This is a genomic window from Helicobacter sp. MIT 21-1697 (assembly GCF_026241255.1).
In the GTDB taxonomy this organism is placed as follows: domain Bacteria; phylum Campylobacterota; class Campylobacteria; order Campylobacterales; family Helicobacteraceae; genus Helicobacter_C.
Map to the genome: position 1 here is coordinate 48,424 of NZ_JAPHNC010000002.1, position 14,437 is coordinate 62,860.

Annotated in this window: 13 protein-coding genes; 4 read left to right on the forward strand and 9 right to left on the reverse strand. The window is 36.5% G+C overall.

The window, feature by feature from the left end:
• Nucleotides 1-30: 30 nt before the first annotated feature.
• The 9 genes from OQH61_RS02190 to OQH61_RS02230 all read right to left on the reverse strand — a co-directional run bounded on the left by OQH61_RS02190 (nt 31) and on the right by OQH61_RS02230 (nt 6,581).
• Entirely contained in the window at nt 31-1,161 is a 1,131-nt protein-coding gene (locus OQH61_RS02190) for a glycosyltransferase family 61 protein (RefSeq protein WP_266025616.1), read from the reverse strand.
• On the reverse strand, nt 1,121-1,270 hold the full coding sequence (locus OQH61_RS02195; RefSeq protein WP_266025617.1) for a hypothetical protein: 150 nt from the start codon (nt 1,268-1,270) through the stop codon (nt 1,121-1,123). The genes OQH61_RS02190 and OQH61_RS02195 overlap by 41 nt, the downstream gene beginning before the upstream one ends.
• Nucleotides 1,267-2,253 (reverse strand): methyltransferase FkbM, encoded by a 987-nt coding sequence (locus OQH61_RS02200; RefSeq protein WP_266025618.1) that lies wholly within the window; start codon nt 2,251-2,253, stop codon nt 1,267-1,269. Before OQH61_RS02200 ends, OQH61_RS02195 begins: the two co-directional genes overlap by 4 nt.
• Nucleotides 2,253-3,272: a hypothetical protein gene (locus OQH61_RS02205; protein WP_266025619.1), complete on the reverse strand. Its 1,020-nt coding sequence runs from the start codon at nt 3,270-3,272 to the stop codon at nt 2,253-2,255. Before OQH61_RS02205 ends, OQH61_RS02200 begins: the two co-directional genes overlap by 1 nt.
• The gene (locus OQH61_RS02210) at nt 3,266-3,649 is read right to left on the reverse strand and encodes an FkbM family methyltransferase (RefSeq protein ID WP_266025620.1); all 384 of its coding nucleotides are present in this window, start codon (nt 3,647-3,649) and stop codon (nt 3,266-3,268) included. The genes OQH61_RS02205 and OQH61_RS02210 overlap by 7 nt, the downstream gene beginning before the upstream one ends.
• Nucleotides 3,636-3,989, reverse strand: a complete 354-nt coding sequence (locus OQH61_RS02215; RefSeq protein ID WP_266025621.1) for an FkbM family methyltransferase — start codon at nt 3,987-3,989, stop codon at nt 3,636-3,638. The genes OQH61_RS02210 and OQH61_RS02215 overlap by 14 nt, the downstream gene beginning before the upstream one ends.
• 243 nt (nt 3,990-4,232) lie before the next feature.
• On the reverse strand, nt 4,233-5,588 hold the full coding sequence (locus OQH61_RS02220; protein WP_266025622.1) for an MATE family efflux transporter: 1,356 nt from the start codon (nt 5,586-5,588) through the stop codon (nt 4,233-4,235).
• 9 nt (nt 5,589-5,597) lie between these two features.
• The gene (locus OQH61_RS02225; RefSeq protein ID WP_266025623.1) at nt 5,598-6,218 is read right to left on the reverse strand and encodes a class I SAM-dependent methyltransferase; all 621 of its coding nucleotides are present in this window, start codon (nt 6,216-6,218) and stop codon (nt 5,598-5,600) included.
• A 21-nt stretch (nt 6,219-6,239) separates the two neighbouring features.
• Nucleotides 6,240-6,581 carry a histidine triad nucleotide-binding protein gene (locus tag OQH61_RS02230; RefSeq protein ID WP_266025624.1) on the reverse strand — a complete coding sequence of 114 codons (342 nt, stop codon included), beginning with the start codon at nt 6,579-6,581 and terminating at the stop codon, nt 6,240-6,242.
• Between the two features lie 152 nt (nt 6,582-6,733).
• Between OQH61_RS02230 and pheS the strand changes: the two genes are divergently transcribed.
• From pheS to OQH61_RS02250, 4 genes are read left to right on the forward strand one after another with little or no spacing between them, the layout of a single operon-like run.
• A complete protein-coding gene (gene pheS, locus OQH61_RS02235; protein WP_266025894.1) occupies nt 6,734-7,723 on the forward strand; it encodes a phenylalanine--tRNA ligase subunit alpha in 990 nt (329 codons plus the stop codon).
• Nucleotides 7,723-10,125 carry a phenylalanine--tRNA ligase subunit beta gene (pheT, locus tag OQH61_RS02240; protein ID WP_266025625.1) on the forward strand — a complete coding sequence of 801 codons (2,403 nt, stop codon included), beginning with the start codon at nt 7,723-7,725 and terminating at the stop codon, nt 10,123-10,125. The genes pheS and pheT overlap by 1 nt, the downstream gene beginning before the upstream one ends.
• A gap of 34 nt (nt 10,126-10,159) precedes the next feature.
• Nucleotides 10,160-12,118, forward strand: coding sequence for a transketolase (tkt, locus tag OQH61_RS02245; protein ID WP_266025626.1), 1,959 nt, complete (start codon nt 10,160-10,162; stop codon nt 12,116-12,118).
• Nucleotides 12,119-12,137: 19 nt separating this feature from the next.
• Nucleotides 12,138-14,435 carry a PD-(D/E)XK nuclease family protein gene (locus OQH61_RS02250; RefSeq protein WP_266025627.1) on the forward strand — a complete coding sequence of 766 codons (2,298 nt, stop codon included), beginning with the start codon at nt 12,138-12,140 and terminating at the stop codon, nt 14,433-14,435.
• Nucleotides 14,436-14,437: the final 2 nt, after the last annotated feature.

Genomic DNA, 14,437 nt, shown 5'->3' on the forward strand with positions numbered 1-14,437 from the left:
AAGGATACAAATCACTACGATATAAGAAGATTACAAAAACTTCTTAAGAGCCATTCTTAATTTTTTTGGGCACAAATAAACACATTCTTGTTGCGGGTGTATTGATATGTTAGGTGTGCTGCCTACAATATAATAATACTTGAGACCTCGCGCTAACGCCTTCATTTGTGGAGATGCATCGTGATAGTATTGTGAAAATATTTCAAGCATTTTTGTATCTTTTTCTGCAAAGATAAGATTATCTAATCCTGCTCCATGCATACCTATTATGTGTGTTGCAGAAGAAATGGTGGCTATTTGTTCACTTACGCTTAAATTATCGGGCAAAATAATTTCAAAGCCATATTCTGTCAAAATAGATTCTATTTCTTGCAAATTGAGTATGTTGCGGTTAGAATTGATTGGACGCGTAAGAAATAGCTTGCGCTTAGGTTTAGTTGATGTAGTGTTCAATAAGTGAGGACATAATTTGTCATACATTGTATATACAAAATAAGGCAAGACAAATGAGCGAAAATGAGTGTAGCCAGGACGATATTCAACAATTTCATAATCTGCAATTGGTGTAGGGACAATTAACTTTTTTGCATGGATAAGGCGGGACGGGTAAGATGGGATAATACGTTCTTTATTGATACCCAAAATTTCATACATTTGTGTCTGAAAAGGTGTATCAAGTGGTAAAATATAGTAATCAGGCTCAATATTTGCAAGTTTAAGCTGATAAAGTCCAGCAATAGTCTCTGTAATGAAGTGTCCGTAGTTGTTGCTTACTTGACGCGAAAGTAATGCAATAGAATTTTGAGAGGTTTGAGTAAAAATAGTTTTAATATAGAATTTAATTTGCTTTTTTAATAAGCGCAGAGATTCTTTAATATATTTAAATTTATTGCCATCATATATCATTACAAATGGATGGATGCGAAGTGGTGTATGTGAGATAACAACCTTTTTATTTTTAGTAAAAATAATCTCGTCATTACTATAACAATATCCGAAAGGTAAAATTCTTACATAACATTCAAGCGTAAGGTGGATATAAGGACGAAAAAAACGATGCAAATAACCAGAGATATCACAAAAGCTTGGATTATTACCGAGATTATAATGAGGTTTTTCATTATCCCCCCCCCCCCATATCTTGCTGTGTAGATTTATCAAGGTGTTTTATACCTTCTGCGCAAACAAGAATAGGTTCTGAAGGATAAACAAGGATTTCTTGAGATATTTCACCGCTATGTTTGGCTTGTTTATATGTTGTTGTTCTCATAATTGTTCTTTCCTTTTTGTTTTACAGGTGAGTTTTATTAGAAATTTTTTGCATTTCGAGTAGAGCCGCTTATAAATTGGTGTTACATCAAAAATAATCTTAAAATTTACTTTATCAATATCCTTGTTTTGATTGATTATTGTAGGATGTTTTAATGGGAAACTTAGTTCATAAGTAGGCATAGAAGCAAATTTAGAATCTCCAGTAGTATGTGTAGCATCAGCCCTGTTCAAACCAATATTTAAAATCATATTGGCTTTTGGATAAATACATAAACCATTTGCTTTCCAAATGCTGTATGTCCATGGATAATCCCAAGTATCTATTTTTCCTTGAGCATAATTCTTAATAATTTTATACCATTTATTTTTCTCATTTTTTGAGCAAAAATTATTTAGTATTTTAAACTCATTGGTATCAAGTTCAAGCTGATAGTTTTGCCATGCTCTTGACCAAGAAGCCCATCCCCAAATATGATTGTATTTTGAAAAATAGTAATCTTCTTGTAATTGTGCTTTTGGGGAGAGTGTTTCTACTGAAGGATTTTGGGCAAAGTCTAACGCACTCCAGCCACTTATCATAAAGACTTTTTGTTGCATTTTATATTTTTCTAATAATTCATCACAGAAGCGGAAGAAACTTATATTTGGCAAACAATCATCTTCTAAAATGATTCCTTGAGATTCACAAGAAAAAAACCATGTAATAGAGGAAGAAACAGCCATTTTACACCCTAAGTTATAATCTAAAAAACGGGTATGGATTTCACATTCCCACGTTATATTTTGAAGTAAAAATTCGCGTATAGCTTTTATTCTATTATGTTCTTCTTCATTTCTTGCTCCATCACCTGCAAGATACATTCTAGGGGGTTTAACTTTAGCAAGTTGGGAGAGTGTTTGAGTGAGAGTATCAAGACGATTAAAAAAAAGGAGCAAAACTGGATTTTTGCAAATATAAGGTTCTGACATAATTTGATACATTATGCCGCCTTTCGCAGATTATGATACTGAGTATAGAAATATTTTAGTTCTGCCCCCCCCCCCATTAATTTTTTTGCTTTTTGTGTAAAAATAGAGGAAAGATTAAGCATTTTTGAGTACGCTCTTGTGTGTAATGGTTTACGAATAGATTGCTCAAAGGCTTTGATGCGCTCTAGTGCAAGATGAGATTCTATAATTTTATGGGGATAAGTAATTGGGAATTTTATATTAATATGGGTAGGATTATATATATTTCCTTCTTTTCCACAATGTATCCCGCTCCCATCAAAGCCAATTTGTTTGATGTATGATATGTTTGGACAAAGCGTAAGGGCAGAATGTTTGTAGCTGATAAGGTAGTTAAAAATTGCCCAAGTTTTGATTTTTCCCTGATGATTGGCAATGAGATGCTCAAAGTAACGAGCCACACCATCAAGATTAATATAGTCAATATCTTTTTTATCAAAGTTCTTTAATGCCCAAGATGTATCGCGTTTAAAGTGTATCCACCTATCATTCCAGCTTGCCCAACCCCAACAATGAGGAATTCGCCAAAAATAACAATCTCCCAAGCCACTCACTTCTATTGGATAGCTCCACCCAGATATGCTCCACACTTTGTGTTTATTTTTGTATTGTTCCAAGCTTGCGTTCATATAGTCCAAAAATACAGGCGAGGTAACAATATCATCTTCAAGAATGATTGCTCTACCGAACTGATGCATAATTTCGCTTGTTCCATTAATGATAGAGTCTGCCAATCCAAGATTGTGTTTAGCGTGTTTTATCGTAATGGAGTTAAAGAATTTTTGTGTTGTATTAAGAGATTTGAGTGACTGAATATAATCTTGCACTTTTGATACGGCTTGTTTTGATTCTATTGTAGCATTTTCTTTGATGCCATCAGCATAAATAAAGAGATGGCTTTTTTTGCTTAAAGGATTTGCAATTAAGCTTTTAATTGTTTGTTGAAGATGAATTGGGCGATTGTAGGCAAAAAGAACAATAGGCGCTAGCATTGTTGATTCTTGAAAATTAGGGTATTTAATGTTTTGGCACAAAGTTTATAGCCTTGTGTAGCAAGAAAGGTATATATTTTATTATTATAGATATTTTCAAAATCACTCTCCCAGGATTCAACAAGTATAATTCCGGGGCGATATTTGAGCCAATTGTTTGACTGTAAAACTTCTAAATCAAGTCCTTCAACATCAATATTTAAAAAATCAATTCTATGTTGGTTAGGGAGGAGATATTCATCAAGAATTTGTTCAAGTTTTTTTACGGGCATAGGAATTTTTTCTACCAAATAGAAGTGTGGATGATTTTTATATTTGTTTTCTAAAATAGGGGTAAAGCCATTGAGTGCTGGCTCATTAAAACTATAATATATCATATCCCCCCCCCCCATTCAAAGCTATACCACATTCAATATTTATGTCCCGCGGGCGAAAGCGACTAAAAAGTTTCATAGAATTTGGCATAGCATCAATATTGATGCCTTTCCAACCTTTTTGGTAGAAAAGATAAGTATTTGAAAATCTGAAAGGATGATGTGCTCCCACATCAACATAGAAGCCATATTGTATATTATTTAGCATTTCTTGGAGGATTAAATCTTCACCTTGTTGAGCGTAAGATTTATTTTGAAAACGAGTAATATAAAGATTTTTATAGTAGAGAAGTAAATACTGAGCTTTATGTGGTAGAATTTTCTTAAGAAGATATTTGAGCATTTTGTCCTATCTTTTTAAGAAAAGGACAAAATCAAACGTCCAAAATTTTAGTTTATGCCCCCCCCCCCATTCTATAGTTAGAAGCTATAAGAGAACAGTATATTGTGAAAATCATTGCTACACCATCCTTATAAAATATCGCCAAATCTATACATTATAGCGGATGCTATCATAACATTGAGAAATTTAAAAAGCCCTTAATTGATTGTAATGAAAGTGTGAAGAGATATAATCTTTATTATTTTACAATTGTGCGATGTATTTTTTCCATAAACCTTTATAAAAAACAAAGCCAAAGATTCCTGCGCGTAAATATGTTTCGCAGCAAATGATAGCAAAAATATATCCCACAGCAATGTCATAATGCACACACAGCCACATCGGGAGGATTCTTAGAATCCAAATGCTCCCTGTGTTAATCCATAATGAAAGCTTTGTCGCACCACTTCCTCGCAATGCCCCATCAAGCACGAAAATACAAATAAGAGGCACTTGAGAAAGCCCTACTGCAAGGAGATAATCAAAAGAATACTCAATTACTGCCACTTCTGTGCTAAAAATTGCGGAGAGTTCTTTGCCTAGCACGCATAGCCCTATGCCTAATATGCCCATAACCACTGATGAGATAAGCAAAATTGTTTTGATAAAAGATTCTGCTAAGTCTAATCGCCTTGCACCGAGCATTTGTCCAACTAATGCCATTGCTGCCACTTGGAATCCAAAGCCGGGCATAAAAATGAAGCTCTCCACCCTTGAGCCAATTTGAAATCCTGCAATGACTTCCAAACCATAATCAGTCATAAATTTTGTAATCAGCACAAGGGAGAAAATTGTCAAACCTCGCTCAATACCAGAGGGAATACCAATGCACAACCCATTGTAAAGAATCTGCCATTTAAAGGTGGGTAAAAATGTCAAATGATGGTGTAGCCCACAGAGAATTCCAAGTAAAATCAAACATTCAAAATAAGTGATGATGACATTTGCTATGCCAGCCCCCATAATCCCAAATGGTGGGATACCAAGCCCTTGCACCCCAAAAATAAGCATAAAATTAAGGATAATATTTAAGCTTGTGGCGATGATTTTTACAAAAAAAACGCTTTTTGTATCCCCAATGGCTGAAAGAGCAGAGATAAATATTGTCTTAAGAAAAAGTGCGGGAATGCCATAAAAAATCCAATTCAAATACAACATACCTAGCTCTTTAGTTTCTCCACCTACGCCCATCCAGTTAAAATAAAACTCATTACTCATATATGCAAGAGCATAAATAGGAATAGAGCAGAGCCCAGCCCCGATACTCATTGTGCTTAGAATCTGCCCTGTTTTAAGGTTATTTCGCTCCCCAAATGCGCGTGAGACTTGCGCATTTGTACCCACATAAAAAATAGTTGTGAGCGCAAAAAGAAACATCCAGCAGCTCATACCAAGCCCGAGTGCCACGATATTATGCTTTGTAACTTCAGAATCTGGCGAAATATGGGCAATAAAATACATTCCTATGGCGATATTAGCAATATCAAGTAAAGAGTTTCCTCCAGAGGGCAAAGCAATACTTAGAATCTTGTGGAGACGTTGTTTGAAGTTATATATCATATAGATTCTTTATAGCTTTGGTGCGCATTGGCAGCAAGGCGTATATTTGGCAATAAAACGCATAATGTGTTGGTATGCAGGATTTGTTTTATGGGAATCTTGTTTGTTTGATTTGTAAATGCTTTGATGTAAGATTTCAAAGCCTCTTTGGGGGGTGAAGATTGCCTCAAGCTCCCCTGCATACAATGCCTTATCATTGAGGGGTTGATGAGAGGTTGTGTCAATAAAAGTTTCAAAAATGAGCATAGCATTGGGTTTAAGTGCATTGATTATAGAATCAAAAAGATTTCTATCAAGGAAAAAGCTATCAAGTATCACATCATAATGTGCCTGCGGTAGCTTAAAAGTATCCAAATCTGCCAAAATAGGCGTGATATGGGGGATATTTGTAAGGTTTTTTAATGCGACAGAGGATATATCAAGTGCATCAACTTCAAAGCCCATTTGGGCTAGAATCTTAGAATGTCGTCCATTGCCGCAAGCAATATCAAGAGCTTTTAAAGGTTGAGAATGGGCAAAAGAAAAATTGCGCTCAATTTCCTCACACGCTTGCAATATAAATGGACTTGGCTCATTGGGCATAAAATTTTCTTGATACCGAGCATTCCATTTGAGCGCATCTTCTTGCATTCAATATCTTTATAGCAAGTATTATACAAGTGAAGGGAATTTTAATTTACCACCGCCGAGAATATGCAAATGCAAATGTGGCACTTCTTGCCCACCATCAGCGCCGATATTGGTAATGATTCTATATCCGCTTTTATCAATTCCTACTGATTTGGCGACTTCTTGTGCAAAGCCACATAACTCTCCTAAAAGTTTAGAATCCGCACAATCAAAATCTTTTACGCACACTTTGGGAATAGCAAGGATATGCACAGGAGCTTTGGGATTAATATCGTAAAAAGCAAGGAATCGCTCATTTTCAAGCACTTTTTTGCAAGGAATCTCACCTGCTACAATTTTTTCAAAAATTGTTTTCTCTGCCATATTTGCTCCTTAAAGCCTCTATTTTATGATAATTTGATAAAAAAGAACTGATATTATAACTTTTAAACCTGAATAGAATCTATAATATGCTACAATGCCGACTTATTTTATATCGCTTATGCTGCAAGGAAGGAAAGATATTGAAAACACAAATGCAAGAGATAATGACACGATTAGAGCAAGTAGATAATCTTAATGATTTAGAGCGTTTGCGTGTGGAAGTTTTGGGGAAAAAGGGCATTTTAACCCAGCAATTCGCACTCCTTAAGAATCTTGAGGGCGAGACAAAAAAAACCTTTGCTAAAGGGCTTAATACAAATAAAGAAGATTTTGAAAAAATGCTTGAAAGCAAGAGAGAGAGCCTACTAAAAGCACAGATGAACGAGAATCTCGCCAAAGAAGTGGTTGATGCAAGTTTATTTACAGCCTTGCACCCAAAGAGCAATGGACACCCCATTTATCAGACAATGGATAGAATCATTGATTTTTTTGTGAATATGAACTTTTCGATTCAAACCGGACCTTTGGTAGAAGATGATTTTCATAATTTTGAAGCGCTCAATCTCCCTGTATTTCACCCAGCAAGGGATATGCAGGATACTTTTTATTTTAAAGATTCAATGCTCTTGCGCACTCACACCTCTCCTGTGCAAATCCGCACTATGCAATCACAAGATATTCCTATTCGTATGATAGCTCCGGGTAGCGTTTTTAGGAGAGACTATGATTTGACGCATTCACCGATGTTTCATCAGGTTGAAGGCTTAGTGGTTGAGCAGAAAGATAAAATTAGTTTTGTGCATCTTAAATACATTTTAGAGGATTTTTTGCATTATATGTTTGGCGATGTGAAAATCCGCTTTCGCTCAAGCTTTTTTCCCTTTACAGAGCCAAGTGCAGAGGTGGATATTAGCTGTGTCTTTTGTGGTGGTAGTGGTTGTAGAATATGCTCTCACACAGGGTGGCTGGAAGTATTAGGTTGTGGTATTGTGAATCAAAAAGTATTTGATGCTGTGGGTTATAAAGATGTGAGTGGATATGCTTTTGGGCTTGGCGTAGAGCGATTTGCTATGCTTATCCATCGTGTAAATGATTTGCGTAGCTTTTTTGAGACAGATTTACGTGTATTGGAGCAGTTCTAATGATTTTTTCAAAACATTTATTATCGCATTTTGTTGATATTTCACATCTTGATATTGAGCAGATGTGTATAAGATTAAGCAGTATGGGACTTGAGGTAGAATCTGCATATCCAGTGGAGATACCCCAAAAGGTTGTTGTAGGCAAGGTGCTTTCACTCACGCCTCACCCCGATGCAGACAAACTCAATGTATGCAAAGTGAGTATTGGCTCACAAGAGTTACAAATTGTATGTGGAGCAAGCAATGTAAAAGCTCATCAATATGTTGCTGTGGCACTTGAGGGGGCAGTAATACCTCATACTAAAAATGGTGAGATGGTGATTAAACAAACAAATCTGCGCGGCGTAGAGAGTTGTGGAATGTTGTGTTCTAGCACAGAGTTAGGTTTGCCAAAAATCAATGATGGAATTATGGTGCTTGATAGCACAGCTGGAAAATTAGAACTTGGCACTGAATTAAGCAATCTCTCTCTTTTTAATGATTATGTGATTGAAGTAGGAATTACTCCTAATCGCGGTGATTGTTTGAGTGTGCTAGGTATCGCGCGCGAACTTGCTACAAGCTATGATTTGCGTCTGAAACACGAAGTAGATATGGATAATGTGATTACGCTTGGTTTGGGCAGGGTATTGCAGATTCTTTCTGATGAAAAAATTGAAGCCCATTTACTCTATCGTGTGATTGAAGTCAAACAGGCTTATCTTCCTCTTGATATTGCACTTTGTCTTGCGCGCAATGGGAGTTTAGTTGATGATATTATGTGTAATTTTTTAGAATATGGCACTTATATGACAGGCGTTATCCTCAATGCCTATAAACTCTATGATTGCGAGAATAAAGATATTATTCTTGATAATGGTTTAGTCGCACAACTTAGAATCAAAAAAGATGAGAATGGCTTAGGAGCAGTCTTTGCTCGCCAAAAACTTTCTGTAATTGGCGTATCTTATGGTGAGCGACATTTTGGGACACGTTCTGAAATTTATATTATTGAAGCAAGTTATGTGAATCCTACTCTGATTGCCAAAGGTCTTTATGAACACGGAATAAAAGGCGATGCACAGCTGACTTATCGTAGCACAAGGGGGAGTAATCCAAATTTAGAGCAAGGCATTGACTTTTTATGTAGAAAAATGGTGCTCGTTTCTGATGCGCTTGTGTATTCTGGCTCACACAATGTTATTCAAAATATTGATGAAATTACGATTAAGACGACATTTAAAGCTATTAATCAAATTATAGGTATAGAACTTGATAAGGAAGAGATAGCTACTATTTTAAAACGATTGAATTTTAAGCTTGATGCGACTTGTGATGAGAATTTTTTTATGGTTACTGTGCCAAATTATCGGCACGATATTCAAAGCATTCAAGATGTGGCTGAAGAGGTGCTTAGAATCTATGGCATTGATAATGTTTCTTCTGTGCCTCTGCTTTGCTCCCAATCTCATAATATCAATAACACATATTTTACTTACAAAAACACGCGCAAACTTGCCTACGGATTGATTGCCTACGGATTTGTAGAGTGTATTCATTATGTGTTTGCTTCTTCGCAAAATTTGGAGAAATTAGGTTTTATGCGACTTGATGAGGATTTGGAATTGCTCAATCCTATCACAAACGAGCTTGATACACTTCGGACAAGCTTGCTTCCAGCTATGCTTGATTCGTTAAAACGCAATGAAAATCTTGGCTTTAAAAATATTACACTTTTTGAGATTGGAAGTGTGTATAATGCAAAACGAGAGGAAAAAAGTAAGCTTGCACTTGTCGCGAGTGGCTGTATGCAAGATGAGTGTTATCCCCATACCAAAGCTGCTAAATGGAATCTTTTTGCTTTTGGAGCTATATGTCAGAGTTGTGTAGGAGATTTGAGCTTTAGAAATATCCGTGATGAAGTGAATGCAAAGGAACTTTTAAATCGTTTTTGTTTTGCCGATGAGAGATTGCTTCACCCCTATCAAAGCGCATTTGTTTATCAAAAAGACAAGCCCATAGGCGTGATTGCCAAATTGCACCCACAAGTTGCTATTAATATGGATTTAGGTGAAACATTTATATGTGAAATTGAGCTTGATATGAGTGATTTTTCTTTGTCTCAAGCCTATGAATTTTCAAAATATCAAAAATCTACGCGTGATTTGACAATTTTGATTGATAAAGATATTCCTTTTTATCGTGTGCGTGAGATTCTTATGGAAGCTCAAATCACTTATGTGAAAAATATTTATCCTATTGATGTGTATTATGATAAGAGTTTGGGAGAAAAAATGGCATTAAGCATACGCGTGGTGATTCAATCTGATGAGGGCACATTGCAAGAAATGCAATTAGTGCAAGCAGTAGAATCTGTGCTTGGTATTTTGGTGCGCGAATTTGACGCGTCATTACGCACTTAGCTGTATTTATGATAATTTAAACAAAGGATAGTCAATGCAAAAAAAATTACCTCATATTACAACTGAAGATATACCTTTATTGCAAAAAATGTCGCACACACTAGGGTTTTTGTGCGCAGATATGGTGCAAAAGGCAAATAGCGGACACCCCGGAGCACCTATGGGACTTGCAGATATTGCAAGTGTGCTACATTTTCATATTAATCTTGCGCCCACACAAGCTCAATGGTTAAATAGAGATAGAATCATCTTTAGTGGAGGACACGCAAGTGCGCTTGTGTATTCGCTCCTTCATTTATGGGGGTTTGAGGTAAGTATGGCGGATTTACGCTCTTTTAGGCAGTTAGATTCTAAAACGCCCGGACACCCTGAATTTGGTCATACTCAAGGTATTGAGATTACCACAGGTCCCCTTGGACAAGGTATAGCAAATGCAGTGGGTATGGCAATGGCAAGTAAATATGCACAAAATCTCTTTGGACGAGAAATCATTTCGCATAATATATATTGTTTGTGCGGTGATGGAGATTTGCAAGAGGGGATTAGTTATGAAGCAGCTTCTTTGGCTGGACATCACGCTCTTTCAAATTTGATTCTTATTTATGATAGCAATCATATCACAATAGAAGGTGATACGAAACTTGCGATGAGCGAGGATATTGCTAAACGTTTTGAAGCGCAGGGTTGGGAAGTTTTAAGCTGTGATGGACACGATTATATGGAGATTCATAATGTGCTTAGTACTGCTAAAACTTCTTCAAAGCCAACGCTTATTGTTGCTCGTACTATTATTGCCAAGAATGCCCTTAGCCTTGAGGGTAGCCATAAAGCACACGGCGCACCTTTAGGCGAGGAAATTATCACCGCAGCAAAGCAAAAGCTCTCATTTCCTACACAATCTTTTTATATTCCTGATGATGTGGCACTTGCTTTTGGCACGATGAAAGAACGCGGTGAGCTAAACTTTGCACAATGGCAGAAAAATTATGAGAATCTCCCTCAAATTGCAAAAGAGCGGCTTGATAAAATGAGAGAGCCCGATGTTTCACAGATTGTTTATCCACAATTTACGCTTGGTGAAAGTATGGCTACACGCGTGAGCAATGGAAAGATTTTAAATAGCATTTCTCAAGCACTAGAGGGATTTATTGGTGGAAGTGCAGATTTAGCTCCATCAAATAATACACAACTTCAAGATGAGGGTGATTTCCCACAAGGTAAAAATTGGCATTTTGGTATCCGAGAACACGCAATGGGTGCAATTTGCAATGGTGTCGCAAATTATGGTTTATTTTTGCCTTTTTGCGCGACATTTTTTGTTTTTAGTGATTATATGAGCCCAAGTGTGCGCATAGCAAGCCTTATGAAAGCAAAAGTGTATTATATTTGGACACACGATAGTATCGGTGTGGGTGAAGATGGTGCGACACATCAGCCCATTGAACAATTAAGTCATTTTAGGGCAATGCCAAATCTCCTTGTTTTTCGTCCTGCTGATGCAAATGAGAATGTTGCTTGTTGGCAGGTTGGTTTGGATTCTAGGCTACCTTGTGCTTTTGTGCTTAGTCGTCAGAATCTCACTGTTATTATGGAATCTACCCCTGCGTTAAAAAATCAGGTGCAAAAAGGCGGCTATGTATTGCGTTCGCGTGAGAATGCAGCTATTACTCTTATGGCGAGTGGAAGTGAAGTAAGTCTCGCACTTAAAGCGTGTGAAACACTAGAAGATTTGGGAATCAAAGCACAGGTGGTAAGTGTGCCTTGTCTTGATTTGCTTTTACAACAAGGTAAAAGTTATATTTTGGAGATGTGTGGTAAGAGTAAGATTCTTGCTATTGAGGCTGCAAGGGGCTTGGAGTGGTATGCGGTGGCTGATGAAGTGATTGGTATGCAGAGTTTTGGAGCTTCAGGGAAAGGCGAAGCCCTCTTTCATCATTTCAATTTTAATAAAGAACATATTATAGCAACAGCACAAAAGCTGATTCAATCTTAAAGATTACAAAAGGCACAATATGGGCAGAGAATCTACCCTTTATGTATATAGTTCTCATCGTTCTTTAATGCAAGATAGCAACGAAGGAGAAATTTTAGTCCCGAGTATGATGATGGGAGATTTTTTTACACAGCTTAGTATTATTGATGGGTATAGAGCATTGCCACGCAGTATGCGCTTACCTCTTGTTATGAGTGTATTAAAAGAATGTGCCTTTGAGCTTGAGAGAGCAAAATTTATTTTTGAAAAGAGTTTTTTAGGATTTTTGGAAACCTCTAACTTTTTATTTGATTTTTTTGATGAAATCGCTCAATCACAAATACAGATTAAAGATATTCCATCGTGTGATATTTATAGCGATTATGCAGACCATTTGTATGTGTTGGAATGGTTGGAAAATCGCTATAAAGAACGACTTTTTGAATTGAAGTGTTATGATGGACATATTCTCCCACCGCAAGCCCAGCCCCGCTTTAATGAAGCATTTGTGCGACATTTTGAATGTATTGAAATTTTTGTAGAGGGGATTATAAGCCCTGTTCATCAGGCAATGCTTGTAAATGCGGCAAAAATAACGCCTATAAAAGTGCATTTTTGGGTTGATGAATATAATATTTCTTTGCCTTTTTTGCCCTCATATATTTTAATGCAATGTAAGCCGTTTTTTAGATATAGCGCAGAATTAGACACAGGAAAGATTCTGCAATTTACGCCTATTCCACCTTTGGGGAAGATTGAAGCTTTTAGTTTTGCTTTGGGCATATCGCAAGTGGCATTAGTGTTTGCCAAGATTGATGAATGGATAAAAAATGGTGTGCAAGAGCAGGATATTGTGATTATTGTGCCAAATGAGAATTTTGCTCAATATCTTTTTTTGCTTGATAGGGCGCATAATTTAAATTTCGCAATGGGTGAGGATATATCACGCACTAAAGCTTACAAGTATCTCCAAGATTATATTGCTCAATCAAAAAATACAGCACATATTCCGTGCCCTTATGCCCAAGTATGTGAGGATATAGTATCTTTGCTCACACACTTAGAAGATAGGCAAAGCAAAAGAGTGCGCGAGTATGTAAGTGAGATACTCTTTATGTGGGAGAATCTAGGACTAAAAGAATGCACACATACAGAGATTATTGAGTTATTGTTAGAAGAGCTGAAGCGATATAGCATTGATGATGTAATGGGCGGGAAAGTCCGAGTAATGGGTGTTTTAGAATCAAGAGGTTTTGCATTTAAAAAGGCTGTGATTGTAGATTTTAATGAAGGTGTAATACCCAGCAAACAAGAGAGTGATTTATTTTTAAATTCTGCTTTACGCCAGAGGCTTAAAATGCCAACTATGAGGGATAAAGAGTGCCTCCAAAAACATTATTATTATGGCATTTTTGGCACTGCTGATGAGATAGCAGTAGCGTATGTGTCAAATGAAAATAATCACCCAAGCTTTATGCTTGAGGAATTAGCACAAAAGAGTGTAGTGGAATATAAAAATGGAGATCATTTCTTTACATTGCTTCCGCAAGGAAGAAAACTAGAATATTATGAAGATGAAATAAGCGGGTATCTGCCACGCACTCTAACACCCAGCAAATTAAAAGTGTTTTTAGAATGTCCAAGGAGGTATTATTATCTTTATGAAGAGCGTCTTAGCGAACTTCCTTCTTTGCAAGAGAGTGCTTTTATGGGAAATCTTATCCACCAATGTTTAGAATCTATCTATAAGCCATATATAGGAAAAAAGGTAATCTTAGATGAAAAAGCACTTTATCAGAGTGCGCAAGTATGGCTAGAACAATGGTTAGAGAATGAAAATGCAAAAAATCCAAAAAGTGCATTGCAAAGCGCACATATTGAGTGGCTCAAATGTGAATTAAAACGATTTTTTACTTTTGAGAATGGGCGCGAAGTAGAAATCTTGCAGCTTGAGGGAGAAAATATGAAGGCTTTATATGGTGATTTTATCTTTTATGGACGACCTGATAGAATCCAAAAAGTTGGCGAGTATATAGAAATCATAGATTATAAATATCGTCAATCCTTTAAGGTGCAAAGTGTGCAAAAGAGCACAGATTTTGCACTTATTGTGTATATGCAGGCATTTAAAGCTCATTATCCTCAATATGCTCATTTGCCAATAAGTGCGTGGTATTGGGATATTAGAAGAGGTGAGAAAAAGGAGGAAAATAATCAAAAGAGTGATATTCTTCTTCAAAAGCTATCTTGTATGAAAGATAAGGTTGTATTTGCTAAGAGTGAGCAGCGCTCAAACTGCCGATATTGTGAGTTTGTGGAGTTGTGCGATAGAGACTAGAA